Source organism: Vreelandella sedimenti (assembly GCF_013416325.1).
GTDB classification, from domain to species: domain Bacteria; phylum Pseudomonadota; class Gammaproteobacteria; order Pseudomonadales; family Halomonadaceae; genus Vreelandella; species Vreelandella sedimenti.
In genome coordinates this window covers 101,411-127,859 of sequence record NZ_JACCGK010000011.1, presented here as the reverse complement: position 1 = coordinate 127,859, position 26,449 = coordinate 101,411, and the positions used below count along the sequence as shown (strand labels likewise).

The following is a 26,449-nucleotide window of genomic DNA, read 5'->3' as shown; positions in this document are numbered from 1 at the left end:
GCTTTGTTGCAGGCCTTAACGACGTACGGGGCGTTTTTGTAGTTTGCGCTGCAGGGTGCGGCGGTGCATGCCTAGTGCCCGTGCGGTGGCGGATATATTGCCGTCGTGCTCCTGCAGCACTTTCTGAATATGCTCCCAGGTGATGCGGTTAATCGATGGCGGATTGTCTGCAAGCTCAATATCCGGGTCGCCGCTCTGGCGCTCGAATGCGGTTAATACATCGTCGGCATCCACCGGTTTACACAGGTAATTAACCGCGCCGAGTTTAATCGCCTCCACTGCGGTGGCGATACTGGAGTAGCCGGTCAGCACCACAATGCGACACTGGGGTACGGTGGCAAGTAGCTCGGGAAGTAGTTTTAAGCCTGAGCTGTTTTCCAGTTTTAAATCAAGGGTCGCCATGGTGGGTGAATGCTGCGCGGCCATGGTCAGGGCCTGCTCGGCATCGTGGGCAACGATAACGTCGTAACCGCGGCGCGTAAGGGCACGGTTCAGCACATGACAAAACATTTCATCGTCATCTATGATCAGTAGGCGTTGCTCTCGCGTTTGCATGTTGTCCTCAATCCATAACTGGCGGTGCTTGGGGCGGGCGCGATTAAGTTGGCGCTGCGCAGCGGGGCAGCGTGACTTCCGTTAGCGTACCCCCTTCCGGGTGATTATACAGGCTTACACCACCACCAAAGCGATTGATGGTGGCATGGGTTAAAAACAAGCCGATGCCCATGCCCTTGCTTTTAGTCGAAATGAACGTCTCACCCAACTGGTCGGCGATCGACATGGCGACACCTGGGCCATGGTCACGAATATCGATCACCACGCTCTCGCTCTGCCAGTCTAAGCGTATGGCAATGTGCTCAGGGTTAGCGTCAGCGGCGTTATTGAGCAAATTGGTCAATGCTTGGTCGAGCGTGGCATCGACGGCCAGCCAAGGCCTACCGCGTTTTTCTGCCACATCGAACTGATGGCTCACATCAGGACGAAGCACCAACCAGCGCTGAACAACACCCGCTAACCACACTTCGGCGTCGAGCACTTCGGGTTCTGCCATACGCCGCCGGTCAGCGTTGGAGACCAAATTTTGTAGACGTGATTTGCATACGTCGACCTGCTGGCGCAATAAGTTAATGTCCTGATCCAGCGTCGAATCGGCGGGGGTGTCGGCCTGCATCTCTTTGAGGAGGACTGCCATGGTAGAGAGTGGTGTGCCCAGTTCGTGAGCAGTGCCCGCAGCCTGGGTTGCGACCGCCAACACCTGCTCATTGCGCAGGGCCGCTTCCCGAGTTCGGGAGAGTGCCTGATCACGGCTACGCAGCGCGTGAGCCATTTTGTAGATAAAAAAGGTTACCAGCCCTGCAGAGAGGCCAAAGTTAAGCCACATGCCTAGTATATGCAGGCTCAAGGGGCTATCGCTATTGATATGGCCCAGTTGCGGGATGGGGTGGTAGGAGAACATTAAAAAGGTGTAACCCGCCATGGAGCATGCGGCGATGATCCAGGCATGGCGCCAGGGCAGGGTGGCGGCGGCGATGGTAACCGGCACCAGGTAGTAGGTAATAAAAGGGTTGGTGGAGCCGCCCGAGAAATAGAACAGTAGTGTTAAACCGGTGATATCGGCAAGTAAATGCAGCAAATACTCAAGGTGCGTCACCGCACGGGGACGGCCCAGACGCCACCAAGTGGCAATATTGAGTACGCCCATTGAAATGACCACGCTCACCACGGCGGTAACCGGTAAATCGAAGGCGAGCAGTTCAACGCCCACCACAATAGCCAGTAAAAAACCCGTCCAGGTGATGCCGCGCACGATAGTCAGTCGCACCAAGTTACGGTTGGGTGTAGAAAGCGGGAGGGGGAGGGCAGTTGGCATGATGGGCTTACTTGGTTTTGGCTTTAAAGCCATGAATGACAAATTTAATGAACAGGGTCATCACGTAGGTTGTCCAGCCAGCCGACGCCAATATATTGAACAGCAGCATTTTAGGCGGCAGCCAGGCGCTACCCAATAACGCTTCAAGCATGATGTGGAAGAACATCGCCAGCAGCAACGGCAGGGCCAGGGTATGGATCCACATATCGGTGCGTCGTTTGCGAATATGGTAGCGGCGCAACAGGTAACGCAGTGGCCTATGAGCCCAGCAGAAAACCACTAGAGCACCAATCACCAATAAGCTAGCAAGAGTGGGTTCTGTGCTGCCGATATGAACGGAGAGCGAAATCGACCAAGCGAGGCTTAGCCACATCAATCCTTCCAGGCTGGCAATAATATCCGCATAGCGGCGCACGTTCTGCATAAACAACCGAATCCTTAGCGTCAAAAACTAACTTTTATAAACGACTGCAAAAACTAACCGTTAGATCTGGGTCTTGAAAGAGCCGTGTCTCTAAAACAGCGCCGCCATAATACGATACTTGGGCTGGGGTGTGGGCGCTTGAGGAGCGGATTTATCCCATCGCGCAATTGCGTATACTGTACATGGCGTATTTTACCCGACTTAACACCACTACAGGACATGCCGTGGATACTGTAACACTGACCCGCCCCGATGACTGGCACCTTCACTTGCGCGACGATGAGGCGCTCAAAGCGGTGGTAGGCCATACCGCAGCGCAGATGGGGCGGGCGATCATTATGCCCAACCTCACCCCGCCGGTAACCACTACGGCTCAGGCACTTGAGTATCGTCAGCGTATCCTTGCTGCCTTGCCAGCGGGCAGTACCTTCGAGCCCTTAATGGTGCTCTATCTCACCGATACAACTCCACCGGAAGAGATCGAGCGCGCGGCACAAAGTGGCATTGTCAAAGCAGTGAAGCTTTACCCGGCGGGTGCCACGACTAACTCCGATTCAGGGGTGACCAATTTGGCCCACTGTGACGCAACTATCGAAATGATGGCTAAGGTTGGCATGCCACTTTTGGTGCACGGTGAAGTCACCCATGCTGAGATCGATATTTTTGATCGCGAAGCGGTGTTTATTGACACAGTGCTAAAACCGCTGCTTGAACGCCATCCAGCACTGAGAGTGGTGTGTGAGCATATCACCACCCAGCAAGCCGCAGAGTTTGTTGCCCAGGCGCCGGATAACGTGGCTGCCACCATTACTGCGCATCACCTGCTGTTTAACCGCAATAAGATGCTGGTGGGTGGGATTCGTCCTCACTACTACTGCCTGCCCATTCTAAAGCGTGAGCAGCATCGCCAGGCGCTGCTTAAAGCAGCCACCAGCGGTAGCCATAAGTTCTTTTTGGGCACCGATAGCGCGCCCCACTCCCAGAGGGCTAAAGAGTCAAGCTGCGGCTGTGCCGGTGCCTATACTGCCCCCGCGGCCATTGAGCTCTACGCCACCGCCTTCGATGAAATGGATGCCTTGGATAAGTTGGAAGCCTTCGCCAGCCTGAATGGGCCTCGTTTTTATGGGTTATCGGCTAATGCAGATACCATTACGCTAGAGCGACGGGGTTGGACACTGCCGGAGAGTTATTCTTACGCCCAGGGAGAGAAAATTATTCCATTGCTGGCGGGGGAGACGCTTAACTGGGCGGTTAGGTCTTAACAAGTCAGGTCTTAACAAGCGCCGTCGACGCTTTAACGGTCGACGGCTCCAAACGCTTAGTAAGCTTTGTTAGACGTTGCCAAGTTGCTTAAGCATTTGGTCAACCATGCGCGATGAGTGGTCGGCGGCCACTTCCAGAAACTCATCGAAGGAGAGGTGGTTGTCGCCACTGCCCGGAATGTCAGAGAGCGCGCGGATCACAACGAAGGGGCACTGGTAGAGGTGGCACGTTTGAGCAATGGCGGCGCCCTCCATCTCGACCGCAAGCATGCTAGGGAACTGGGCACGGGTAGCGTCTACCCTTACAGGGTCAGCCATAAAGGCGTCACCGGTGGCGATCAAGCCTTCGCGTACCTGGACTTCACCTAACGAGGCGATGGCATTGCGCGCCACTTCTCGCAGCGATTTGTCGGCCAAGTAGGCGGCGGGCATTCCCGGCACTTGGCCTATCTCGTAGCCAAATACCACGGCGTCGACGTCGTGATGGCGTACTTCATCTGAAATGATTACATCGCCAATGGCTAAATCGGCGGCAAAGCCACCGGCGGAACCAGTGTTGATAATGGCATCGGGCTGATGGCGCTCTAATAAAATAGCCGTGCCTACTGCGGCATTGACCTTGCCAATCCCCGACTGCAGCACAATGACCTCAAGGCCGTAACGCGTGCCGGTATGGAAGACAAAACCCGCGTGCTCGTAGCGTTGGGGGTTGTCCAACTGACTCACCAAGGTGCTCACTTCCTGCGCCATTGCGCCAATAATACCAATACGCTTCACTGCGCCATGCTCCTACATTAAAAGTGGTGTTTAACTCAGGCGTGCTCTAGGGGAGCTAAATCGTGCTTCTCGGCGGCTTCAAGGGTATTTTCAAGCAGAGTAGCTACGGTCATCGGCCCCACGCCTCCAGGTACGGGGGTGATAAAGCTGGCGCGTTCGGCAGCGGTGGCAAAATCAAGGTCGCCTTTTAACGTGCCATCCTCCTGACGATTGATGCCTACGTCGATCACGATAGCGCCCGGCTTAATCCATTCGCCTTTCACGATACCCGGCTTGCCGACGGCCACGACCAGAATGTCGGCGCGGCTTACGTGATCTTCAAGGTTGCGGGTAAAGCGGTGACATACGGTGGTGGTACACCCTGCCAGCATCAGCTCCAGCGCCATAGGGCGGCCTACAATGTTAGAAGCGCCCACAACGGTGGCGTCTAAGCCGCGTAGCGCAATATCGCTCTGTGCCAGTAGGGTCATGATTCCTTTCGGCGTGCAGGGGCGTAGGGCGGGCATACGCTGCGCTAAGCGGCCAATGTTGTAGGGGTGAAACCCATCGACATCTTTGCCAGGCAGAATACGCTCTAAAATGGGCTCGGCATCGAGATGCTTGGGCAGTGGCAGTTGAACCAAGATGCCATCAACGGTCGGGTCGCTGTTGAGCTGATCAACCAGGGCTTCCAGTTCATGCTGTGAGGTTGTGCCGGGTAGGGCATGCTGAAAGGAGAGAATGCCAGCTTGTTCGCAGGCGCGGTGCTTATTGCTGACATATACATGAGAGGCGGGATCGTCCCCGACCACAACCACGGCTAGTCCCGGTGCCCGCCCGCCGGTTTGACGGCGTGTAGCGATCTTTTCGGCAACCTGTTGGCGGACAGTGGCAGCGATGGCTTTGCCATCGATTAGTTGGGCGGTCATGTAATGGAGTCCCTGTGAATGTTAAAAATAGCCTAGGCATTAAAGCGCTCAAGCCACAGCGCTTTAAAGGCGGTAATTTTCGCACGCTGGAGCATCCAGGCAAAGCGCCTTCACGAACAATCACTTTAATGGTTGACTTTAAAATTAAAAATAGTAATATATGCCTCGCTTGAGACGGGCAGCACGGTAGCGTCTAAGGTGATAAAAATCGGGATGTAGCGCAGTCTGGTAGCGCGCCTGCTTTGGGAGCAGGATGTCGGGGGTTCGAATCCCTCCATCCCGACCATTCACTTAGCATGAAAGGTAGTAGTTTGCTTTTCCAAGCTGCAGTTGTGGTCTAGTGCTCATCGGTATTCGTATTTTATGAATACTATATGTGCGCCCATAGCTCAACCGGATAGAGCAACGGCCTTCTAAGCCGTAGGTTGCGGGTTCGATTCCTGCTGGGCGTGCCACCTAATTCAGTGGTGACAACCTGTCAGAATCATATCTTCAAGCGCATGCTATTTGTTCTACGTAAGATTGTCTTTGGTGGGTGTAGCTCAGGGGTAGAGCCCCGGATTGTGACTCCGGTGGTCGTGGGTTCAAATCCCATCATCCACCCCAGTGACAATATTTGCGTTTCCAGTTTTTTGGATTTGTACGAAAAATCGTTGAGCGAAGACAATTTTCGGCAAAGCCTAGGTTGTGGTGGGTGTAGCTCAGTGGTAGAGCCCCGGATTGTGACTCCGGTGGTCGTGGGTTCAAGTCCCATCATCCACCCCATTACCCCAGCATATATCGTTTCTGCTATTTTTAATTTCCTTTTAGTTGACCCTTTCTTTTAGAGAGTATGCCCTTAACTGGGGTTTTTGTGTTTCCGGCTTTTAGACTCCCCTTGTCGTAGCTAGCGCGGCATCACCTTAATGCGGTTACCCGCCATATGGGTGAGCGGCTCAGGCCTGCCAAGCAAAAACCCTTGCGCGTAGTTGATCCCCATGTGGTGCAAAGTATCCAGCGTTGACTGGGTTTCCACACATTCAGCAATGGTTTCAATCCCTAACGCCTTGCCGACGGCATGAATCGCCTCAACCATCGCCCGATCAATCGGATCTTGATGTACATTGCGGATAAAATTACCGTCAATTTTCAAATAATCGACGGGTAGCTGCTTCAAATAACTAAAAGAGGAGAGGCCGGTGCCAAAGTCATCCAGTGCAAAGCGGCAGCCGTACTCCTTTAGGGTGGCAATTAATTCGCTAACCCTTGAGAGTTGGGCAATGGCGGTGCTTTCAGTGATTTCAAAACAGAGCGTGCCGTGGGGTAGGTTAGCCATGGCGACTTGTGTAATCAGATCGCGGCAGAAATCAGCATCGGAAAGTGATGCTCCTGAAAGATTGATCCCCCACAAGCTATAAGACGGAAGCGTCGTGTGGTGATTTTGATCACCTAACCAGGCTAGGGTGTTACGAATCACCCAGCGGTCAATGCGCACCATAAAATGATAACGCTCGGCGGCGGGTAGAAAGCTCCCGGGCGCGACGATCTCTCCCTGCTCTTCAAGTCGCAGCAAAATTTCCCGGTAGCCAGGGCCATCGGCACAAATGGCTGTAATGGGCTGGGCGAAAAGGCGGAAGGTGTCGTTATCCAAGCCATTTTGCAAGCGTTGCACCCACTGGAGTTCGCCGTGTTTCTCCAGTAATGCATGATCGTCAGGCTGATAGCAGTGGATGCGATTGCGGCCTGCCTCTTTAGCAGCGTAGCACGCAGCGTCAGAGGCGTGGAGAGCCTGGCTCAACTGCATGGGCTGAGTGGCGTTGAGTTCAACCAAACCAATGCTTACGCCGATACCAAAGGTATGGCCCTGCCAAGAAAAACGATACTGCTCAATATCGCAGCGAAGCGCTTCCGCAATCGTCAATGCTCGCTCTATACCGCAATCGGGTAGCAACAAAGCGAATTCATCGCCACCCAGGCGGGCGGCGATATCGCTGCTGCGAACATGGTTCTTCAGTTTTAACGCCACTTGTCGCAGCAGTTCGTCTCCAGCGAGATGGCCGCAGGTGTCATTGACGATTTTGAACTGATCGAGATCCAGGTAACACAGCACATGGTGGCCATCGTCGCGATTAAGTAACGCAGTCAGTGCTGATTCGAAGGCGCGGCGGTTGAGCAGGTCGGTCAGGTTGTCATGGCTGACCTGATAGCTCAGCTGTTCGGTCAACTGGCGAGTGAGGCTAACATCCTGAAAAACGACCACTGCACCTAAGGTGATGCCGCTGCGCGAGCGTATTGGTGAAGCACTGTGTTGGATGGGAGTATGCGAGTGCTCGCGATTCACCAGTAGGCAGTGCTCGGTGGAGTGCACCGGAGTTAGCTGAGTGAGCACTTGCCGGGCTGGGTTGTTTAGCGGTTGACCACTGGCTTCCTCGAGTAATTGATACACCATGTAAATGGGTTTATCCATGGCCTCTTCGAGTGTCCATCCGGTCAAGCGTTTGGCTTCCGCATTGATAAACGTTACGTTGCCACTAGCGTCACAGGTAATAACGCCATCGCCGATCGATGCCAGGGTAGTGCGGGCAAGATCGCGTTCGCGGTTTAACTGCTCCTGCAGCTGTTTGCGCTCGGTAATATCGCGCACCATACCCGAACGCTCTGACGCGGAACCGCTGGCTCCTTCGCTGACTTGTACTTCCAGGTAGCGCACTTGCATATCTGCGCAGCGGCGTTTAACTTCATGGCGTGCTCCGGGGCTGAGGGAGCGGGTTGACAATAGCTGAGAGACAGGTTGGCCAATAATCTGTTTGGCGTCGACCTCGAAGAGTTGCTCCGCCCCAGGGTTAAGACTGGTCAGGGTGCCGTCTGCCTGCCAAGTAATCACGCCATCGCGGAGATTGCGAAGCATCACGCGGGTATGTCCAACGGCGCTTTCAAGGGCAGCAGTTACGCGATTATAGCTCGCCGCTATTTCGCCTACTTCGGTAAACGGGTCGGCTTCAATTCGCTGGCGCATATCACCCTGCTGTTCATGCTGGCGCATATGCTCAAGCAACTGGTTCAACTCATTCTTGGCGCCATGCTCGGCGAGATTGAGGCCCATCTTTTCTGCGTCAGGTGAGACGCGTATGGGTAGGAAGCGCCGGGTAATGCGGAACAGTAGCCAGGCGCTGCCAAAGCTCCAAACGCCGCACACCACAACGCCGATCAACTGAACGCCAAACTGAGCTGATCGAGACAAGCCACTATCCATCAGTGTTAAGTCAGCGACCCAGGGCAGTGCTAGCGTACCCCATACGCCCGCGACGAGGTGCGCAGGTATGGCGCTGACTGCATCATCAATATGTTTACTTAGTAGCCATTCGCTGGTCAGTACCATCAGTACGCCGCTAACCGCACCCAGCCCAAATGCCGCCGATAAAGAGATCACATGAGCGCTGGCGGTGACGGCGACCAAGCCTGCAATGGCGCCATTAATCGCATACATAACGTCGGCGTAGCGCCGAGTGCGTAGCCCCATCAGCATGCCCGAAAGGATGCCGCCGACGGCGCCCAAAACAGTATTGGCTATTATGCTGGGTATTTGCTCGGTAACGGCCAGGGTGCTCCCACCGTTAAAGCCAAACCAGCCTAAGATCATAAACAGCGCGCCTAGCATGGCGAGTGGTAAGTTGCCTGAAGGGAAGGCATTTGGCGGTTTACCGTGGTTGAAGCGTCCTTTGCGTGGGCCAATACAGAGTACCGCTGCCAGGGCGACCCATCCGCCTACGCTATGCACGACCGTGGAGCCCGCAAAGTCGACAAATCCAAGTGCCCCTAACCAGCCTTCTGCGCCATCCAAAAGCCCACCCCATGCCCAGTGACCAAAAACCGGATAGATAACCAAAGCTATCCAGAGGGCCGTCCAGGTATAGGCTAAAAAGGGCATACGTTCTGCCACTGCGCCCGACACAATGGTGGCGGCGGTGGCGCAGAACATTGCTTGGAAAATAAAAACGGTAATCACCCAGTGACTGGAAGCTTCTAACTGCCAACCAAACAGCGTTGTGCCGATTAAGCCGTGGCGAGAGTCGCCAAACATGAGACCAAAACCGACTAACCAAAAAACACTGACGGCAATGGCAAAGTCCGCTACGTTTTTCATAGCGACGTTGATAGCGTTCTTGGTTCGCGTAGTGCCCGCTTCCAGGCAGAGAAAGCCAGCTTGCATCACAAATACCAGGGCAGCGGCCCAGAGCACCCAGAGCATATCAAGCAACGAGCTGTCCAAATTTAGCGTGGCAGGCATGGTGTTTTCCTTAGTATCTTTTGGTGCAAGTGCGCTTCTTTTTGGTGCTTTGTTTTTTTTAAGCGGAGGGAGGGGGAGCCGTTGCACCGGTGCTAACCGACTGCTATTCAGGTTTCCTAATAGAAACTAAGCAATTGTTATGCCGCTAATAGTGAAGTCATCCTTTTTAATGCTTATGGCAGTATTAATTACTGATTTATAGAAATAAAATAGCGTTTTCTACTGTGTTAATGCGCATTGATTGGTGATATTTTTCAATTAGTTATAGGTCTTCAATTGTGGTTCATAAACGCTGAAAAGGGAGTGCATCAAAATGGCGCGTCAAACGGTAGTTTTGGGAGCAGGCATGGTCGGTGTCAGCATTGCCTGGCATCTGCGCCAGCGTGGGCATGAAGTCACCCTGGTAGATCGCCTTCAGCCTGGCCGCGAAACCTCGTTTGGCAATGCGGGTATCATTCAGCGGGAAGCGGTCAGGCCTTACCCTTTTCCCCGCGACGTTAAAACGCTCCTCAGCGTTTTACCTAACCGTCGGGTAGACATTCGTTATCGCCCCGCGGGTATGGTCAACGCCGCCTCCCCGCTATTGCGCTACTGGATGAACTCAGCACCGAAGACTTACCAGAAAATCGTGCCGGAATACGCCTCACTGATTCAGCTTTCGCTAAAAACCCACGGCCCGATGATTGATGCCGCGGGCGCTGAACACTTGGTGCGCAGACAGGGGTGGCTTGAGCTATACCGCACCCCTGAAAAACTTACCGCACGGGTAAAAGAGGCCGAAGAGGCACGGCGCCTTTATGGCGTGCAGTTTGAACAACTGGATAGGGCGGCTCTTGCGCAGAAAGAACCTGCTTTGAGTGACACCATTATCGGCGCAATTCACTGGCTTGATCCCTGGACGGTTGCTGATCCAGGCGGGTTGGTCGCAGCTTACGCCCAAGCGTTTAGTAATGATGGCGGGCGTATTTTGCAGTCGGATATCAAGTCGGTTCAGCAAATGGGTGAGCGCTGGCAGGTCAATACCGCTGGTGAAGCGTTAGAAGTAGATGACGTCGTCGTGGCGCTAGGGCCCTGGGCGGGGAGCTGGCTAAAAGAGCTGGGTTACCACTTTCCTACCTTTGTAAAACGTGGCTACCACATGCACTACGCGCCTCATGCGCCAGCCAAGCTAAATTTCTGGGTTATGGATGCCGAGGTGGGCTACCTGCTGGCGCCGATGAACGCAGGGGTTCGCTTGACAACCGGCGCTGAGCTGGATCGCTTGGATGCGCCTGCTGATGTCAATCAATTGGGCGCCGCCGAGAAAGTAGCACGTAGCGTGTTCCCTTTGGGCGAGCGACGCGATGATGCCCCTTGGAAAGGCGCGCGCCCCTGTTTGCCCGATATGAAGCCAGTGATTGGACCTGCGCCAAGGCATCCAGGGTTGTGGCTTGCCTTTGGCCATGGCCATCAGGGGTTCACTCTGGGGCCTGCTACTGGTCATCTAATGGCGGATATGATGGAAGGACAGCCCACGGCGATCGATATGGCACCATTTCGTGCCGATAGGTTTTAACTAGCGCTTTATTTATTAATGATCAGGCGAGTTAAGCCGATAGTAGTATACGCTAGCACCAGTAATAGAGACGGTATCTTTGCGCGTGATCTAATGCTTTGCTAGTTTATAAGTACATTTGCACACCATGAGGTGGATATATGGATGTAGGCATCAGCAGTTCAGTCAGTGCATCGCTGTATATGAATCAGGCGCAAACCGCCGAACAGGCTCAAATGCAGGTTTTCAAAGAAGCTTTGGATACGCAAGCTGATCAAGTAACTGAAATAATGGCTTCTGCCGATACTGGTGCGCAGCCAGACCTAGCGAAAGAGGGCACCCTCGGTACGCAGGTCAACACCTTCGCCTAGCCCCCGGCTTTGGTGTGGTTAAAATCGACCTTGTGCCACTTTGTAAGATTAAAACGCTGACTTGCTCAGCGTTTTTTATTGGTCTTTTTCAAGAGCGTCACCTTTGACGCCACCCGCGACAACAGCCACCTCCAAGCGTTACAATTGTCGTAATGGACATGGCTCAACGCGCGGTAGCCAGTTAGCGAGAGCTGCTGAGTGAGTGCTGCGAATGGGACCCTATATTGAAGAGGCACAATGAAAGAGACTCAATTAGCCCGTGAAGCCGAGCTTCGCAGGACATTCGCTATTATTTCGCACCCCGACGCCGGTAAAACCACCATTACCGAAAAAATGTTGCTGTTTGGCAATGCCATCCAGTTAGCCGGCTCGGTGAAGAGCAAGCGTAACGATCGCCATGCAACGTCAGACTGGATGAAGATGGAGCAAGAGCGGGGTATCTCAGTAACGACCTCGGTGATGCAGTTCCCCTATGGCGGACGCATCGTCAATCTGCTGGATACGCCCGGTCACGAAGACTTCTCTGAAGATACCTACCGCACGCTTACGGCGGTTGACTCTGCCTTGATGGTGATCGATGGCGCCAAAGGTGTTGAGGATCGCACCATTAAATTGATGGAAGTGTGTCGTCTGCGCACCACACCGATCCTCACTTTCATCAACAAAATGGATCGCGATATCCGTGACCCCATTGAGGTGATGGATGAAGTTGAAACGGTACTGAATATCCAGTGTGCGCCGATGACCTGGCCGATTGGCATGGGTCGCCACTTTAAGGGCGTTTATCATCTCTATAACGACGTTATTCATCTTTATACCCAGGGGCAGGGTAGCCGTATTCCCGAGGATAAGCGCATTGAGGGGTTGGATAGTCCCAAAGTGGATGCTGTGCTTGGGGAAGATCAGGCCGAAGAGCTGCGTATGGAAGTAGAACTTGTGCGTGGCGCCTCCCATGAATTTGATCTGGAGGCTTATCGCCGGGGTGAGCTTTCGCCGGTCTATTTCGGTACCGCTATGGGTAACTTTGGGGTGCGCGAGATGATGGATGGCTTTGTCGAGTACGCGCCGCCGCCCAAGGCCCACGAAACTAATACTCGTGTAGTCACTTCCGATGATGATCGTTTCACCGGCTTCGTTTTTAAAATCCAGGCCAACATGGATCCCAACCACCGTGACCGCATCGCCTTTTTACGGGTCTGTTCAGGCAAGTACGAAAAGAACATGAAGATGCGCCATGTGCGTATTGGCAAGGACGTTAAGATTGCCGATGCATTGACTTTTATGGCCTCAGACCGCTCCCAAGTGGAGGAGGCTTGGCCAGGCGATATTATCGGTCTCCATAATCACGGTACGATTCAGATCGGCGATACCTTTACCGTGGGTGAAGATATGCGCTTTACCGGCATACCCCACTTTGCCCCCGAGCTATTTAAGCGCGTACGGCTTAAAGACCCACTTAAGATGAAGGCGCTACAAAAAGGCCTGCAGCAGCTTTCCGAAGAGGGGGCTACCCAGGTCTTTATGCCGATGGATAGCAACGACCTGATTCTCGGCGCCGTAGGAACTCTGCAGTTCGATGTGGTCGCCCACCGCCTCAAGGAGGAGTACAAGGTCGACTGCTTGTACGAAGGCGTCAATGTACAGACCGCCCGCTGGGTTTACTGTGAAGATGCCAAAAAGCTCGAAGAGTTTAAGCGTAAAGCCAGCGCCAACCTGGCAATCGATGGTGGTGGTTATCTCACCTACATCGCGCCTACCCGGGTGAACCTGCAGATGACTCAGGAGCGTTGGCCGGATATTCGCTTCCAGCCTACCCGCGAACACTAAATTTTTGATAGTTAGGCATGCAAATGCTGATTGATGCCCACTGCCACCTCGATTTTACCCAGTTCGATGATGATCGGGCTGAGGTATTCGAGTCCGCTAAGGCAGTGGGTGTCGCGCACTTTATGGTACCGGGCACGACCCGTTCGCGCTGGCAGCAGGTGCTGGCGCTCGGCAAGCGGGCGGATACGTCGGTATGCTTGGGCTTGCACCCTTACTTTGTCGATGAGCATCAAGCGTCGGATATTAACGCGCTTGATCATTGGCTCGCTGAGCACCCTGAGATAGTCGCAGTGGGCGAATGCGGTATTGATGGCCGCTTTACCGACACGCTTGAAGCGCAGTGGCACTACTTTGATGCTCAGCTGACGCTAGCGAAACAGCATTCGCTGCCGGTGGTGGTGCACTGTGTCCACGCCAACGATAAGGTCGCCAAGCGGCTTCGCCAGCTTGCGCTTCCAGAGGCAGGACTGATTCACGCCTTCTCAGGCTCCATTGAGCAAGCGACCAAGTTTCTCGACCTGGGCTTCAAGCTGGGGTTGGGCGGCGCAGTCACCTATGAGCGTGCCAAGCGGTTACGGCGAACCGTTAAGGCACTACCTGACGATGCTTTTGTGCTGGAAACCGACAGCCCCGATATGCCGCTTAGCGGCTATCAGGGCATGCGTAACGAACCTTGTAGAGTAGCAGAGGTATGCAACGTTGTTGCCGCACTGCGCGGGCAAACGAAGGAGCAGGTCGCGGCTCAGAGCAGTGATACCGCCGCGACACTGTTTGGACTGTCTTTAACCTAGCAAGAAACGCTAGCCCTAGAGAAAGCCTAGCCGTTAAGGCTAACCGCTAGCTGTTCCGGGTCAACGCGCTCAATGGCATAGGGCAAGGGGAGAAGGGTGGCTGGCGCCCCATCTAAATAGAGCTGAATAGTTTCTTCGGCGACTTTGGTGCTCATGACTGCCAGCAATTCAACGCCGCCTTGATGATTAAAAGCGCTGACCACCACTTCGCCTACTGCTTTATCGTCACTATTAACCACGTTAGTACCTGCTTCGGGCAGTGAGGCGGCTTCTATGCTGATAAGCATCAAGCGCTTTTTCACCTGACCACGAAAGTGCGCTCGTGCGACGACTTCCTGGCCGGTATAACAGCCCTTTTTAAAGCTAATGCCACCCAGCGCTTCCCAGTTCAGCATTTGGGGCAGGAAGTGATCCTGCTGGGTATCGGTTAGCCACGCCAGCCCACTACGAATATCCTCGAGCTGCCAAGCGTTACGGCTCGCTTGGTCATCCTGAGCCGACGCTATATCGACTTGAATGTCGTTGTCGAAACACAGCAGCCACCGGGGTGTCTCACCGGGGTAGCGGATTACGCAGGCCTGGTCGTTGCTGGTGTGGGTGCCTACTTGATCAGCTAGCGTCAGGCCCAGCTGCTCCGCCAGCGATTGGGCCTCATCGCTGGCACCAATGAATACCAAGTCGCGTTGGCTGGTTAGTTCAGCACGATAAAAAGCGGCGAATTTTTTAAGATGACTCTCTAGGCTATCCAACAAGGTGTTACTGAGCAGTAGCCGATAGTGCTCTTCGCCCAAGCGCATTAACTGGGCGTTGGCCAGCATGCGGCCCTTAGGCGTACAGAAACAGGTGAGCGGCGCAAAGTGTCCGTCGGCCAAACTGACCTGGGCGCTGGTCTGACCCTGAAGGAACTTTTCTGCATCCGCCCCCTTCACATCCAGCGCGGCTAAGTGGTTAAGGCGGACGCTGCCAAGGGCGGGGGTGCTAACGGTAACGGTCGCCATAAAAACTCCTGCAAAAGTGGGAAAGCGTTTGATAGTGATGCATTCAGTGCGAAAAAGTAAAAGTGTCTTTAGTGCTATTAGGTGCGGGCAGCCGACACTAATTGCAAGGTACCATTAGCGTGCTAGACTCTTTCTCTTGTATCAGTTTTGCACAGGGCAACAGATAGGGGAAACGCTATGGCACAGCAGTCATTGACATTCCAGGGTGTTAAATCGGTCGATCAGGTAAACAAAATCACCACGGCGCTCATGATGCTTGATGGCGTTGATAGTGCCGAAGTGGGGCGCCATGGTGCAGATGTGGACGGTCGGGCAAAGCGCGAGACACTGATTAATGCCATTGAAAAACTCAAGCTAGGCGTAAAGGTATCCTAATGCACCCTCCCATTACAGTGATCAGCGAACGCAACCATGTCTTTAGGCAGCGAGTTGAAGTTAATGGCTTGGAAGATCTCTATGCTGATGTGCCACCGATAGTGGGTGGGGAGGGCAGTGCCCCTGATCCCCACGACTATTTCGATATCGCTCTGGGTACCTGCAAAGCGATTACCGTGCAGATGTACGCCAAGCGAAAAGAGTGGCCGCTTGAGGGCATTACCGTCACCGTGCAGCGGGACGATAGCCAGGAAAAAAAGGGCATCTACAAACTAGACGTGGCTTTAACGTTACACGGTATTGATGACCCAGAGCAGCGCGCCAGGCTAGAAGATATTAGCCACCGTTGCCCCATTCAGCGCTTGATGACCCAGTCCACGGTCGAGATCGCCACGCGCCTTGTTTAGTGTTAATTAGTTTATTTTTTTCTCTTCAGGAGCACCGATGAGCAAAGCCTTTCGATTGCAGTCAAAATTTCAGCCCGCTGGCGACCAGCCTGCCGCTATTAAAGGGCTGATTAGTGGCCTGGAATCTGGACTTGCTCACCAAACGCTACTTGGCGTGACCGGGTCGGGCAAAACCTTCACCATGGCCAATGTGGTGGAACAGCAGCAGCGCCCCACCATCGTGATGGCGCCAAACAAGACTCTAGCTGCCCAGTTGTACGGTGAGTTCAAAGCATTCTTCCCGGATAACGCCGTAGAGTATTTCGTCTCCTATTACGACTACTACCAGCCTGAAGCCTATGTACCTTCCTCGGATACCTTTATCGAAAAGGATGCTTCGATAAACGACCATATCGAGCAGATGCGGCTTTCGGCCACCAAGGCACTGCTAGAACGCCGCGACGCGCTGATTGTGGTGTCAGTCTCGGCGATTTATGGCCTGGGTGATCCCGACCAATACCTGAAAATGCGTCTTCACTTTACCCGCGGTGAGCTCATTGATCAGCGCGCTTTCCTGCGGCGCTTGGCCGAACTTCAGTACACCCGCAATGATATGGATTTCCGCCGCGGTACTTACCGGGTGCGCGGCGATGTGATCGATATCTTTCCTGCCGACTCTGACGAGGAGGCGGTGCGGGTGGAGCTGTTTGACAGCGAAATCGACACTATCCGACTGTTTGATCCGCTCACCGGCGCTGTCCGCGGGGAGGTGCCAAGGATGACCATCTATCCAAAATCCCACTACGTCACCCCCCGGGAAACGATTCTGGGCGCCATTGATGCCATTAAAGAGGAGCTCAAAGAGCGCCTGGAGTGGATGCGTAAGCATGAACGGCTGGTAGAAGCGCAGCGTCTTGAGCAGCGCACACTTTACGATATTGAGATGATGCTGGAACTGGGTTACTGCAACGGTATCGAAAACTACTCCCGCTACCTCTCTGGGCGTGCCCCCGGCGAGCCGCCGCCGACATTTTTTGACTACCTGCCCGATGACGCACTGCTATTTATCGATGAGTCCCACGTCAGCGTGCCCCAGGTCGGTGGTATGTACAAAGGCGACCGTTCGCGTAAAGAGACCCTGGTCGAGTATGGTTTCCGGTTGCCTTCGGCGTTGGATAACCGGCCCATGAAGTTTGAAGAGTGGGAGGCCATTTCCCCACAAACCATCTTTGTTTCTGCCACTCCAGGCCGCTATGAGGGCGAACACGCTAGCCAGACCGTTGAGCAGGTTGTGCGTCCCACCGGGCTGCTGGATCCTGAAATCGAAGTGCGTCCGGCCAGTACCCAAGTAGACGATCTGCTATCGGAAATTGGACTGCGCACTGCGGTAGGTGAGCGGGTGCTGGTGACTACGCTAACCAAGCGTATGGCGGAAGACCTGACCGAGTATTTTGACGAGCACGGCATTCGAGTGCGCTATTTACATTCGGATATCGACACCGTCGAGCGGGTTGAGATTATTCGCGACTTACGCCTGGGCAAGTTTGATGTGTTAGTGGGCATCAACCTGCTACGTGAAGGCCTGGATATTCCCGAAGTGTCGTTGGTGGCAATTCTCGACGCCGATAAAGAGGGCTTTCTGCGTGCCGAGCGCTCGCTGATACAGACCATTGGCCGTGCTGCCCGTAACGCCCACGGCAAGGCGATTCTTTACGGTGATCGGATTACTGACTCGATGCGCAAGGCGATTGATGAAACCGAGCGTCGTCGCGCCAAGCAGACCGAGCACAACCTAGAACACGGTATTACGCCAACAACGGTTACCCGCTCGGTGGCCGATATTCTTGAAGCTGCCCAGGCGCCGGGCAAGAAGAGCAGTCACCGCCGTGGCAATGAGCGCAAGGTGGCGGAGAGCGCTGCCGAGTATGATGTCACCACGATGAGCAAGCAAGACCTGCTGGGCGCCATCAGTAAGCTCGAAGACGCCATGTTTGAGGCAGCGCAAAATCTGGAGTTCGAAGAGGCGGCTCGGCTTCGCGACCAGCTCCATCAAATGAAAGACAAACAGCTGGCGCTGGGCTAGCGGTATGCCGGAAGGCCCAGAAATTCGCCGCGCGGCGGATCGTATTGAGCAGCAGATAGGCGGACGGGTGATCGACGAGGCCTGGTTCGCCTTTCCAGAGCTTGCCGAGCAGGCAGCATCATTTATTGGTGTTCGGGTTGCCCGAGTAGATACCTGGGGTAAAGCAATGCTGATCCGGTTTGCCGATCATCGCGTGCTTTATTCCCACAACCAACTTTATGGTGTTTGGAAGCTGCATAGCGAGGATAAGCCGCCTAATACCAAGCGCGCGCTGCGGGTGCGGTTGAGCGCAGAAGGGCGTTGCGCCAGTCTCTATAGCGCCTCAGATATTTCCCTCTGGCAGGCAGAAACTCTGACCGAACACCCTTTCTTAGCCCGCCTGGGCCCTGATTTGTTGAGTCAAGATGTGGTTCCCTCTGATGTGCAGCAGCGGCTGAATTTAAAGCAGTTTCATAAACGCAGCCTGGGGGCACTGCTGCTCGATCAGGGGTTGGTCGCCGGGCTGGGCAACTATTTGCGTTCTGAAATCCTTTTTTTCTCCCAGCTTCCGCCAAGCGCTCGGCCGGTGGATTTAACCCCAGAACAGCAGCAAATCCTGGCTGACTGCATCATTGATGTTACCCAGCAAGCCTACCAAGCCGCAGGCGTTACTAATCGTGAGGTCTGGATTACGCAGGCCAAAGCAGCGGGTGAGCCGCGCAGGCAGTGGCGTTTTGCGGTTTTCGAACGGGCAGGGCTTGAATGCCACCGCTGTGGAGCGGTAGTGGAGCGTAAGATGGTTAGGTCGCGAAGGCTCTATTTATGCCCAAATTGTCAGTCGGTTGGAGCGGGCGTTTAGCTTGCTGAAAGCATACGCTACCATTTTTTATACCGTTATCTTGCTTAAGGGGTACCGTCGACTAAAGCCATAACCATAGTATTCAGATAGACGCCAGGGATTGCTGCTGCGTAAGTGCCAATACGGTATACTGGTAGCACGCTAAGACGGCACCTCCGCGGGCGCGGAAGAAAGCCGCTGACTAGACGATAACCTAGGAGCTATTAGTCCATGACCGTGATTCGCCAGGACGACGTTATTCAAAGCGTTGCCGATGCTCTGCAGTACATCTCTTACTACCATCCCAAAGATTTCATCGACGCCATGGCAGCTGCCTATGAGCGCGAAGAGAACCCCGCCGCCAAAGACGCCATCGCTCAGATTTTGATTAACTCGCGCATGTGCGCCACCGGGCACCGCCCAATCTGTCAGGACACCGGCATCGTCACCGTATTCGTTCACGTGGGCATGAACGTTACCTGGGAGGCGGACATGAGCCTGGACGACATGATCAATGAAGGTGTTCGTCGCGCTTACCTGCTGCCAGATAACATTCTGCGCGCTTCGGTGCTAGCGGATCCTGACGGCAAGCGAGCCAACACCAAAGACAACACCCCGGCGATTATTCACCACTCGATTGTGCCCGGTGATACGGTCGATATTCACGTGGCAGCGAAGGGCGGTGGTAGTGAAGCCAAGTCTAAATTTGCCATGCTTAACCCTTCCGACAGCGTTGTGGATTGGGTAATGGAGCAGCTTCCGAAGATGGGCGCTGGCTGGTGTCCACCCGGTATGCTGGGGATTGGGATCGGCGGCACCGCCGAAAAGGCCATGATGATTGCCAAAGAGGCGCTACTCGATCCTATCGATATTCAGGATCTGCAGGCCCGTGGCCCCAGCAATCGTGCCGAAGAGCTGCGTTTAGAGCTGTTTGATAAAGTCAACAATAGCGGTATTGGTGCCCAAGGCCTAGGCGGCTTAACCACCGTGCTGGATATCAAAGTCAAAGACTATCCGACCCATGCGGCTAACAAGCCGGTAGCGATTATTCCCAACTGCGCGGCGACTCGACATGCCCACTTTACTCTGGACGGCTCTGGCCCCGCGGTGCTTGAGCCGCCGAAGCTTGAGGATTGGCCGGAAATCACTCGCGAGGCGGGCGAGAACGTCAAACGTGTCAACCTTGATACAGTGACCCCCGCTGAAGTCAAAACCTGGCAGCCCGGTGATACGCTGCTGTTGAACGGTAAGCTGCTAACGGGCCGCGATGCGGCTCATAAGCGCATGGTCGATATGCTGGCCAAAGGCGAACCGCTGCCAGTGGATATGAAAGGTCGCTTTATCTACTACGTCGGCCCGGTTGACCCCATTGGTGACGAAGTCGTTGGTCCCGCTGGCCCAACCACTGCCACACGAATGGATAAATTCACCCGCACTATGCTGGAAGAGACTGGCCTGTTAGGTATGGTCGGCAAAGCAGAACGTGGCCAAGCTGCCATTGATGCTATTCGTGACAATGAGGCGGTGTACTTAATGGCGGTCGGCGGATCGGCTTATCTGGTCGCTCAAGCGATTAAAAAATCGCGGGTAGTGGGCTTCGAAGACTTAGGCATGGAAGCAATCTACGAATTTGAGGTTGAAGATATGCCGGTGACCGTCGCCGTTGATAGCCTGGGCACATCGGTACATCAAACCGGACCTGCGAAGTGGAAAGAGATTATTGCCCAGTCGGCGTAATGGAGTGGTAAGGTTGATTAGGCTTTAGACGCATAAGGGCCTCGCTGACGGCGAGGCCTTGTTCTTTTTGAGGGCTATATAAGGACGTGGCTATGACCTCTTGGTTGCTAGGGACCAGCATCTTACTGATACATCTGCTCGGCATCGTTTCAGCCATTATGGCGCTGATGTCTAGTCGCACCTCTCAGGGGGCCGTGGCCTGGATCATCTCGCTGCTGACGTTCCCTTATGTCGCGCTTCCAGCGTACTGGTTTTTCGGGCGTCCAAGGTTTTATGGCTATGTGTCTGCCCGAGGCCAGCGGGACACCGTGCTACGCCGGGTTCTAGTGCGCTACCGGGCTAACGTTCAGCCCTACGTTGCGCCCTCTACCAACGCTGATATTCAGGCGGTCGAGCAGCTTGCCATGATGCCGCTAACCCATGGCAATCAAGCGACACTGCTCATTGACGGGCCAGCAACGTTTGAGAGCCTGTTTGATGGTATTGACCGTGCGGAACAGTATGCCTTGGTGCAGTTTTTCATTGTTCGCGACGACGCTCTCGGGCAACGCTTGAAGTACCATTTACAGCGTGCTGCCCGGCGCGGCGTGCGGGTCTATTTTCTTTATGATGAAGTGGGTAGCCGCAAGTTAGCCGATAGCTACCTCAATGATTTAATCAGCGATGGGGTGGCCGTGAGTGCCTTTCGCTCATCGCGAGGCTTTAAGCACCGTTTTCAGCTTAACTTCCGTAACCATCGCAAAGTGACGGTAATAGACGGCAAAGAGGGTTGGATAGGGGGCTTTAATGTTGGGGTCGAATATCTCGGCGAGAATCCACGGCACGGGCCTTGGCGGGACACCCATCTCAAGCTTGAAGGGCCCAGCGTGCTGGGCTTGCAGGAGGCATTTTGGGAAGATTGGCACTGGGCGACGGATGAAGTGATTAGCCTGAACTGGATGGCTGACACGTCGTCCTCTGTGGCCGATTATCATGTGGTGATCGTGCCTTCTGGGCCCGCTGATCGTCAGGATACAGCCAGTCTACTCGTTCAGCAGGTCATTCATAGCGCCAAGCAGCGCCTGTGGGTGACCAGCCCCTATTTCGTCCCTGACCAGGGCGTTCAGGATGCGCTACGACTTGCAGCGATGCGCGGCGTTGATGTTCGGGTGATGATTCCGGAGCGCCCCGACCACTTGTTGGTTTTCCTCTCTGCATTCTCATTTCTACCCGATATGTTAAGGGCGGGTGTTAAAATATACCGTTACCTTCCTGGGTTTTTACACCAAAAAGTCATCCTTGTAGACAACGAAGCAGCCACTGTAGGGACAGTCAATTTGGATAATCGCTCGTTTCGGTTAAATTTTGAGATTACCGCGTATATTCCTAGCCGCGATTTTGCTACCAGTGTCGAGGCGATGCTGGAAAAAGACTTTGCTCACTGCCGTCGTGTCACTATCGATGAAATTAACCAACGCCCGGTGTGGATGAAAGTCGTTTCGCGGGCGGCCTATTTAATGGCCCCGGTTCAATAGTTACGTCAGCCTAATAAGGAAAACCGAGATGCTCGAACGCAGGGTGAGACAAGGAGTCATGGGGTGAATCTTGAAACAAAATGGCTAGAAGATTTTGTAGCGCTAGCCAATACACGCAGCTTCTCTGCGTCAGCACGCCAGCGACACGTGACTCAGCCGGCCTTTAGTCGCCGTATTCGAGCGTTGGAGCAGGCCGTTGATGTCACCTTGGTGGATCGTTCAACCACCCCCGTCGGGTTAACGCCCGAAGGGCAGCTGTTTTTGGTTACTGCGCGCAATCTGGTCGAACAGTTAAACGAATCACTAAGCCATTTGCGCGGTCTCTCTATCGCCAATGAGGCGTTGGATATTGTCGCGGCGCATTCCCTGGCATTGAGTTTTTACCCGCCCTGGATCTCCCGCCTGCAGCAGGGTTTGGGCGAGTTGCCGACCCGCTTGGTGGCCATGAATGTGGGCGAAGCCATACATGTGCTGCGAGAGGGCAACTGCGATCTGATGCTCGCCTACTACGACCCCTTTGCGACGATGCAGCTGGACGCTGAAGTATTCCCCTCTTTCTCAATTGGTAAGGTCAATATGCTGCCCGTTTCGTTGCCAGATGAGCATGGGAAAGCAAAATTTTCACTCCAGCACGACGCTTCCATTCCCTATCTTTCGTACACACAGGGGGCCTTTTTAGGGCGCAGTGTGCGCATGCTACTGAAAAATGACCCGCTGCGTATGAAGCTGCGTACGGTATATGAAACGGCCATGGCTGAAGGCCTGAAAGGAATGGTATTACAGGGCGTTGGCGTCGCATGGATACCCGATTTTTGTATTCGTGAAGAGCTGAAAAGTGGCCGTTTGGTGAGGGCAGGTGACCCTAGCTGGGATATCCCCCTGGAAATCCGCTTATATCGCTGCTCGATGGTGCATAAGCCCGGCGTAGAGCGTTTATGGCGGCAGATGATGAAGCTGCCACGGGATTTCCTACAAGCCTAACGCTCGTCAGACAACGTTTAGCTACTGCCAAAATCGGCGGGTAGCCCTAGGAAGTTCTGAATGATAAAGAAGTGATCTTCAAACAGGCTGTCGGGCTCGAGATCGGCAAGCGCTACCCAGCGCGCATGATCACCGCCTTTAACGGGCTTTAGGCGTGGCAGATGCTGATCGGGGCGTAGCGCAAAATAGAAAGCTTCCGCCAAGGTGCGCCCGCGCCAGCTGCGGTGGGGTTCATCAAACAGGCGTTGGCCACGCAGTGAGCCTTTGAGCACGGGTTCAGGAACCTTTAAGCGAATGCGCTCGCGAAGCTCACGCAAGCAGGCATCCAGTAGCCGTTCGTGGGGGTTGATAAACCCCCCAGGCAGGGCATAAAGGCCTTTCCCCGGCGCCGCCGTGCGTCGTACCAGCAGCACATGGCCTGACTGCACGACCACCGCGTTGACCGTGACAAAAATAGGCGGGTAGGGAGCGTGAGCCCAGGCCTGACGGTACTGGTCCAACAACTGCTGCTCTTCAAGCAGGCGCTGATAGGCGCGCTCATTGCAAAAGTGTTTGACGCTCTCCACTACTCCCGGCGGTAAATCGTGGTAAGCACCGGTACTCAGGTAGTCATTCGTTGAGCTGGGCGAGCGAAACAGTCGCTCACGTATTTGACTGGCTGAAATGCCCTCCACCGACGGCACACTGACTGACTCCCACTGAGGAAACAGTGAAAGGTAGTAGCTCGACTGGCCACGACTAGCGCCGATCAATCCTATGCGTGGTAGGCGAGCATTGGCAGGCGCAGCTAAATCGCGCACTTTGCGCTGCACATCGCGCACCCAAACATCGTCGTTATAGAGTGCATCGAGTAGCGGGGTGATCTCTAAGCGTTGATTGTCAGCGTCGTCAAAACCTGCGCGAAGCATGGCTTGACGTTCGTCGAAACGCCAGGGGTTACGTAGTGAGCGGGCCTGCCAAGAAGAGCCTACCAACACAATGACCTGCCGTGCGCGTTTGAGCGCTTCACGAACGATCGCGAGATGCCCCAGATGTGGCGGCTGAAAACGGCCAATAAACACCAAACAGTCGAAGTCGCAGGCAGTCGCAGAGCGCGAAGTATCAGTAGCCATTCAAGCGTCCTTTTGCGTTTGGTGAACTCAGAGATGCAACGTACCAGAAAACTGCGCTTAACGCTGTGGTTAGGTATGCTAAAAAGTAGGATATTGATAACGTTTATAAAACGTCTCCATACCCAGTATACAGGGAGTGAATATGATTAAACGCGCCGCTATCTTTTGGTGGAAAGTAGTCCAAGACGCCACGTCACTATGGTTGGAGAGAAATGCTTTTAGCTACGCGGGATCACTAGCGTTTTATACGCTTTTCTCCTTGGCACCCACCATTATTATCGCTGTCACAGTTATCGGTGTTGTGATGGGAGAAGAGGCGGCTCAGGGACAAATTGTAGCGCAACTGCAAGGTACCTTAGGAGTTGACGCAGCTGTCGCTATTCAAGACGCCGTCGCTCAGTCGAGGATTGAGGAGTCGGGTATCCTACCAACGCTATTGGGCGTAGGGGCCTTGGTGATTGGTGCAACAACCGTGTTCGCCCAGATGCAATTTTCGCTCAATACCATTTGGGGCGTAACGGCAAAGCCCACTTCTAATAGCGCTTTACGCTTTATTAAAAGCCGATTGCTATCGTTAACAGTGGTGCTCTCCATCGGATTTATACTGATGGTATCGCTGGTGTTAGGCGTCGTTTTGCGCGGTATGCTCCAGGCCGCCGATAATTTAGTGCCTTATGCCAGCTTGCTGACAACGTCAGTGGAGTCGCTGGTTTCGCTGGGTGTCGTCACCTTGCTATTTGCCACCATTTTTAAAGTACTTCCCGATGTTGTGTTGCGCTGGCAAGATGTGTTGATTGGTGCTGTCGTCACTGCCGTACTGTTTACTATTGGACGCAGTGTGATCGCGATCTACCTGGCGTATACGGCAACCGCATCTACCTATGGTGCCGCCGGGTCGGTGGTAATGATTTTGCTGTGGGTCTACTACAGTTCACTAATATTGCTGTTTGGGGCGGCGTTCACCCGCTCACTGCTGCTACGCCGTGGCCGCCCGCTAATTCCGCGCAATAGTGCAGTGATTGTCAAACGCGAGTTTGTTTAACACTCTGTTAAGAAGCGCCAAGGTAAGGAGGTAAGTATGAGTGATTGCTGTGTACGTGCCCTTGTGACCGGTAAGGTGCAGGGTGTCTGGTATCGCCGTGCCACCCAAGAGAAAGCCCTTCAGCACAGTATCACCGGCTATGCCAAAAACTTGCCCGATGGCCGGGTTGAAGTGTTGATGTGTGGTCACTCCGACGCAGTCAAGCTGCTAAGCGAATGGCTATGGCAGGGCTCAGAAGGTGCACAAGTTACCCACGTGGAGCTCGAGGTGCTGGATAACTGCCGCGCCCCGAGCCACTTTGCCCCCCAGTAAAGCCTATTAGAGCCCTCTGGTTCGTCGGCAAGTTTCTATTGGGCGCCTTTCCATTCAAGGATATTGTTAGCTGTCAGGCTAACAATATTCTGGCGCGCTTCCGGTGTGATCCAGGCGTTGTGAGGCGTGACAATTAAGTTTAGCGGCTCGCTGAGCGCATCCAACAGTGGATGCCCATCTCTGGGTGGTTCAGCGGGCAGTACATCAACGCCTAATCCACCCAGCTTGCCGCTACGCAGTGCCTCTAACGCAGCCACTTCATCGATAACCCCGCCGCGGGCGCAGTTGACCAGTAGCAGTGAGTTCTTGGCGCGCGCTAAGCGCTCCCGATTGATCAAGTGCTTGGTGGCCTCGCTCAACGGGCAGTGCAGGCTGATAACATCGGCATCGGAAAGCAGGTCGTCAAGGGCAGGGCGCTTATCATTAGCTTCGTTGCCGGGGCGGGCGGCAAAGGTGACCTGCATGCCAAAGGCTTCCGCCAAGCGTGCTACTTCGGTACCTAACTCGCCTTGTCCGACCATCACTAGCTGTTTACCTGCCAGTTGGAGCGTTGGGTAATCCTGTAAACAGAAGAAGGCGCTACGCTGCCACTCGCCTGCGGCGACATCGCGCTGATATTGGGGAAGGTGATTGGCTAAGGCGAGCATGAGCATCAAAGTGTGTTGGGAAACGCTGGCAGTGCCGTAAGCCGCGACATTTTTAACTTCAATGTTGTGTTCTTTTGCGCTTTCAAGATCGATATTATTGAGGCCTGTCGCCAATACGCATATTAGCCGCAGTTTTGGCAGTTGCTGCAGCGTCTCGGCGTCCAGCACCACCTTGTTCACGATCGCTACATCGGCGTTAGCAAGGCGTTCTCGCGCTTGTTGCGTGGTAGTCTGCTCAAACACCTCAAGATTTGAAACCGTCTCTTTAATGGCGGCCAAATTGATCTCGGGGCCGAGACTTTGCGCATCCAGTATCACCGCATGGGGCATTTTCTTCTCTCCATTAACCGCAGGGGGCTGTATAACCTTGCTCGTCAGGGGGCACAAAAGGGTATAATGGCGGCGCTTTATCAA

At 54.2% G+C, this 26,449-nt stretch carries 23 protein-coding genes and 4 tRNA genes; 18 read left to right on the top strand and 9 right to left on the bottom strand.

Annotated features, from left to right (window positions below):
• Positions 1-15: 15 nt before the first annotated feature.
• From HZU72_RS13760 to HZU72_RS13750, 3 genes are read right to left on the bottom strand one after another with little or no spacing between them, the layout of a single operon-like run.
• Positions 16-555, bottom strand: a complete 540-nt coding sequence (locus HZU72_RS13760) for a response regulator transcription factor (protein WP_009286672.1) — start codon at positions 553-555, stop codon at positions 16-18.
• A gap of 43 nt (positions 556-598) precedes the next feature.
• The gene (locus tag HZU72_RS13755; RefSeq protein ID WP_180093041.1) at positions 599-1,870 is read right to left on the bottom strand and encodes an ATP-binding protein; all 1,272 of its coding nucleotides are present in this window, start codon (positions 1,868-1,870) and stop codon (positions 599-601) included.
• Between the two features lie 7 nt (positions 1,871-1,877).
• Complete coding sequence (locus tag HZU72_RS13750; protein WP_180093039.1) at positions 1,878-2,294, bottom strand: hypothetical protein; 417 nt, start codon at positions 2,292-2,294, stop codon at positions 1,878-1,880.
• 224 nt (positions 2,295-2,518) lie between these two features.
• Here HZU72_RS13750 and pyrC point away from each other — a divergent pair, with 224 nt between their 5' ends.
• On the top strand, positions 2,519-3,556 hold the full coding sequence (gene pyrC, locus HZU72_RS13745) for a dihydroorotase (RefSeq protein ID WP_180093036.1): 1,038 nt from the start codon (positions 2,519-2,521) through the stop codon (positions 3,554-3,556).
• A gap of 69 nt (positions 3,557-3,625) precedes the next feature.
• Here pyrC and mtnN read toward each other — a convergent pair whose 3' ends face one another.
• Positions 3,626-4,333 (bottom strand): 5'-methylthioadenosine/S-adenosylhomocysteine nucleosidase, encoded by a 708-nt coding sequence (gene mtnN, locus HZU72_RS13740; protein ID WP_180093034.1) that lies wholly within the window; start codon positions 4,331-4,333, stop codon positions 3,626-3,628.
• Between the two features lie 35 nt (positions 4,334-4,368).
• Positions 4,369-5,241, bottom strand: coding sequence for a bifunctional methylenetetrahydrofolate dehydrogenase/methenyltetrahydrofolate cyclohydrolase FolD (gene folD / locus HZU72_RS13735; RefSeq protein ID WP_180093032.1), 873 nt, complete (start codon positions 5,239-5,241; stop codon positions 4,369-4,371).
• A gap of 209 nt (positions 5,242-5,450) precedes the next feature.
• Between folD and HZU72_RS13730 the strand changes: the two genes are divergently transcribed.
• From HZU72_RS13730 to HZU72_RS13715, 4 genes are all read left to right on the top strand, one after another.
• A tRNA-Pro gene (locus HZU72_RS13730) sits at positions 5,451-5,527 on the top strand.
• 92 nt (positions 5,528-5,619) lie between these two features.
• Positions 5,620-5,696: transfer RNA gene (locus HZU72_RS13725), tRNA-Arg, on the top strand.
• A gap of 76 nt (positions 5,697-5,772) precedes the next feature.
• Positions 5,773-5,847: transfer RNA gene (locus HZU72_RS13720), tRNA-His, on the top strand.
• Between the two features lie 84 nt (positions 5,848-5,931).
• Positions 5,932-6,006: transfer RNA gene (locus HZU72_RS13715), tRNA-His, on the top strand.
• A 121-nt stretch (positions 6,007-6,127) separates the two neighbouring features.
• Here HZU72_RS13715 and amt read toward each other — a convergent pair.
• Complete coding sequence (amt, locus tag HZU72_RS13710) at positions 6,128-9,508, bottom strand: ammonium transporter (protein ID WP_180093030.1); 3,381 nt, start codon at positions 9,506-9,508, stop codon at positions 6,128-6,130.
• A gap of 313 nt (positions 9,509-9,821) precedes the next feature.
• Here amt and HZU72_RS13705 point away from each other — a divergent pair, with 313 nt between their 5' ends.
• The 4 genes from HZU72_RS13705 to HZU72_RS13690 all read left to right on the top strand — a co-directional run bounded on the left by HZU72_RS13705 (position 9,822) and on the right by HZU72_RS13690 (position 14,031).
• Positions 9,822-11,063 carry an NAD(P)/FAD-dependent oxidoreductase gene (locus HZU72_RS13705; protein ID WP_180093027.1) on the top strand — a complete coding sequence of 414 codons (1,242 nt, stop codon included), beginning with the start codon at positions 9,822-9,824 and terminating at the stop codon, positions 11,061-11,063.
• A gap of 140 nt (positions 11,064-11,203) precedes the next feature.
• Positions 11,204-11,413 (top strand): putative motility protein, encoded by a 210-nt coding sequence (locus HZU72_RS13700; RefSeq protein ID WP_022523503.1) that lies wholly within the window; start codon positions 11,204-11,206, stop codon positions 11,411-11,413.
• 237 nt (positions 11,414-11,650) lie between these two features.
• Entirely contained in the window at positions 11,651-13,240 is a 1,590-nt protein-coding gene (locus HZU72_RS13695; protein WP_180093025.1) for a peptide chain release factor 3, read from the top strand.
• Positions 13,241-13,263: 23 nt separating this feature from the next.
• A complete protein-coding gene (locus HZU72_RS13690) occupies positions 13,264-14,031 on the top strand; it encodes a TatD family hydrolase (protein ID WP_180093156.1) in 768 nt (255 codons plus the stop codon).
• Between the two features lie 26 nt (positions 14,032-14,057).
• Here the strand turns inward: HZU72_RS13690 and ygfZ are convergent, their stop codons facing one another.
• Entirely contained in the window at positions 14,058-15,029 is a 972-nt protein-coding gene (gene ygfZ / locus HZU72_RS13685) for a CAF17-like 4Fe-4S cluster assembly/insertion protein YgfZ (RefSeq protein WP_180093023.1), read from the bottom strand.
• 177 nt (positions 15,030-15,206) lie between these two features.
• Between ygfZ and HZU72_RS13680 the strand changes: the two genes are divergently transcribed.
• The 7 genes from HZU72_RS13680 (at position 15,207) to HZU72_RS13650 (ending at position 22,922) form a co-directional block, all read left to right on the top strand.
• Complete coding sequence (locus HZU72_RS13680) at positions 15,207-15,404, top strand: hypothetical protein (RefSeq protein ID WP_007114205.1); 198 nt, start codon at positions 15,207-15,209, stop codon at positions 15,402-15,404.
• The gene (locus HZU72_RS13675) at positions 15,404-15,811 is read left to right on the top strand and encodes an OsmC family protein (protein ID WP_071693199.1); all 408 of its coding nucleotides are present in this window, start codon (positions 15,404-15,406) and stop codon (positions 15,809-15,811) included. Before HZU72_RS13680 ends, HZU72_RS13675 begins: the two co-directional genes overlap by 1 nt.
• 37 nt (positions 15,812-15,848) lie before the next feature.
• Positions 15,849-17,873: an excinuclease ABC subunit UvrB gene (gene uvrB, locus HZU72_RS13670; RefSeq protein WP_180093021.1), complete on the top strand. Its 2,025-nt coding sequence runs from the start codon at positions 15,849-15,851 to the stop codon at positions 17,871-17,873.
• A 4-nt stretch (positions 17,874-17,877) separates the two neighbouring features.
• On the top strand, positions 17,878-18,711 hold the full coding sequence (gene nei, locus HZU72_RS13665; protein ID WP_180093019.1) for an endonuclease VIII: 834 nt from the start codon (positions 17,878-17,880) through the stop codon (positions 18,709-18,711).
• Between the two features lie 210 nt (positions 18,712-18,921).
• Positions 18,922-20,427 (top strand): fumarate hydratase, encoded by a 1,506-nt coding sequence (locus tag HZU72_RS13660; RefSeq protein ID WP_180093017.1) that lies wholly within the window; start codon positions 18,922-18,924, stop codon positions 20,425-20,427.
• Between the two features lie 92 nt (positions 20,428-20,519).
• Positions 20,520-21,941 (top strand): cardiolipin synthase, encoded by a 1,422-nt coding sequence (gene cls, locus HZU72_RS13655; protein ID WP_180093015.1) that lies wholly within the window; start codon positions 20,520-20,522, stop codon positions 21,939-21,941.
• A gap of 63 nt (positions 21,942-22,004) precedes the next feature.
• Entirely contained in the window at positions 22,005-22,922 is a 918-nt protein-coding gene (locus HZU72_RS13650; protein ID WP_180093013.1) for a LysR substrate-binding domain-containing protein, read from the top strand.
• 17 nt (positions 22,923-22,939) lie between these two features.
• On the opposite strand, the gene HZU72_RS13645 is transcribed toward HZU72_RS13650, so the two are convergent.
• The gene (locus HZU72_RS13645) at positions 22,940-24,034 is read right to left on the bottom strand and encodes a bifunctional nicotinamide-nucleotide adenylyltransferase/Nudix hydroxylase (protein ID WP_180093011.1); all 1,095 of its coding nucleotides are present in this window, start codon (positions 24,032-24,034) and stop codon (positions 22,940-22,942) included.
• A 142-nt stretch (positions 24,035-24,176) separates the two neighbouring features.
• On the opposite strand from HZU72_RS13645, the gene HZU72_RS13640 reads away from it, so the two are divergent.
• Together HZU72_RS13640 and HZU72_RS13635 are read left to right on the top strand one after the other, a co-directional pair.
• Positions 24,177-25,076 (top strand): YihY/virulence factor BrkB family protein, encoded by a 900-nt coding sequence (locus HZU72_RS13640; protein WP_180093009.1) that lies wholly within the window; start codon positions 24,177-24,179, stop codon positions 25,074-25,076.
• A 36-nt stretch (positions 25,077-25,112) separates the two neighbouring features.
• Positions 25,113-25,388, top strand: coding sequence for an acylphosphatase (locus HZU72_RS13635; protein ID WP_180093007.1), 276 nt, complete (start codon positions 25,113-25,115; stop codon positions 25,386-25,388).
• Positions 25,389-25,423: 35 nt separating this feature from the next.
• On the opposite strand, the gene HZU72_RS13630 is transcribed toward HZU72_RS13635, so the two are convergent.
• Entirely contained in the window at positions 25,424-26,365 is a 942-nt protein-coding gene (locus HZU72_RS13630; protein WP_180093005.1) for a D-2-hydroxyacid dehydrogenase, read from the bottom strand.
• Between the last annotated feature and the right edge of the window lie 84 nt (positions 26,366-26,449).

What these genes read in the sequence shown, in the direction of transcription:
- nei (WP_180093019.1), top strand. Translation starts at nt 17,878, where the DNA reads ATGCCGGAAGGCCCAGAAATTCGCCGCGCGGCGGATCGTATTGAGCAG.
- HZU72_RS13690 (WP_180093156.1), top strand. Translation starts at nt 13,264, where the DNA reads ATGCTGATTGATGCCCACTGCCACCTCGATTTTACCCAGTTCGATGAT.
- HZU72_RS13630 (WP_180093005.1), bottom strand. Translation starts at nt 26,365, where the DNA reads ATGCCCCATGCGGTGATACTGGATGCGCAAAGTCTCGGCCCCGAGATC.
- HZU72_RS13750 (WP_180093039.1), bottom strand. Translation starts at nt 2,294, where the DNA reads ATGCAGAACGTGCGCCGCTATGCGGATATTATTGCCAGCCTGGAAGGA.
- HZU72_RS13755 (WP_180093041.1), bottom strand. Translation starts at nt 1,870, where the DNA reads ATGCCAACTGCCCTCCCCCTCCCGCTTTCTACACCCAACCGTAACTTG.
- HZU72_RS13635 (WP_180093007.1), top strand. Translation starts at nt 25,113, where the DNA reads ATGAGTGATTGCTGTGTACGTGCCCTTGTGACCGGTAAGGTGCAGGGT.
- HZU72_RS13640 (WP_180093009.1), top strand. Translation starts at nt 24,177, where the DNA reads ATGATTAAACGCGCCGCTATCTTTTGGTGGAAAGTAGTCCAAGACGCC.
- uvrB (WP_180093021.1), top strand. Translation starts at nt 15,849, where the DNA reads ATGAGCAAAGCCTTTCGATTGCAGTCAAAATTTCAGCCCGCTGGCGAC.
- HZU72_RS13695 (WP_180093025.1), top strand. Translation starts at nt 11,651, where the DNA reads ATGAAAGAGACTCAATTAGCCCGTGAAGCCGAGCTTCGCAGGACATTC.
- folD (WP_180093032.1), bottom strand. Translation starts at nt 5,241, where the DNA reads ATGACCGCCCAACTAATCGATGGCAAAGCCATCGCTGCCACTGTCCGC.
- HZU72_RS13645 (WP_180093011.1), bottom strand. Translation starts at nt 24,034, where the DNA reads ATGGCTACTGATACTTCGCGCTCTGCGACTGCCTGCGACTTCGACTGT.
- amt (WP_180093030.1), bottom strand. Translation starts at nt 9,508, where the DNA reads ATGCCTGCCACGCTAAATTTGGACAGCTCGTTGCTTGATATGCTCTGG.
- ygfZ (WP_180093023.1), bottom strand. Translation starts at nt 15,029, where the DNA reads ATGGCGACCGTTACCGTTAGCACCCCCGCCCTTGGCAGCGTCCGCCTT.
- HZU72_RS13700 (WP_022523503.1), top strand. Translation starts at nt 11,204, where the DNA reads ATGGATGTAGGCATCAGCAGTTCAGTCAGTGCATCGCTGTATATGAAT.
- cls (WP_180093015.1), top strand. Translation starts at nt 20,520, where the DNA reads ATGACCTCTTGGTTGCTAGGGACCAGCATCTTACTGATACATCTGCTC.
- HZU72_RS13760 (WP_009286672.1), bottom strand. Translation starts at nt 555, where the DNA reads ATGCAAACGCGAGAGCAACGCCTACTGATCATAGATGACGATGAAATG.
- HZU72_RS13680 (WP_007114205.1), top strand. Translation starts at nt 15,207, where the DNA reads ATGGCACAGCAGTCATTGACATTCCAGGGTGTTAAATCGGTCGATCAG.
- HZU72_RS13660 (WP_180093017.1), top strand. Translation starts at nt 18,922, where the DNA reads ATGACCGTGATTCGCCAGGACGACGTTATTCAAAGCGTTGCCGATGCT.
- HZU72_RS13675 (WP_071693199.1), top strand. Translation starts at nt 15,404, where the DNA reads ATGCACCCTCCCATTACAGTGATCAGCGAACGCAACCATGTCTTTAGG.
- HZU72_RS13705 (WP_180093027.1), top strand. Translation starts at nt 9,822, where the DNA reads ATGGCGCGTCAAACGGTAGTTTTGGGAGCAGGCATGGTCGGTGTCAGC.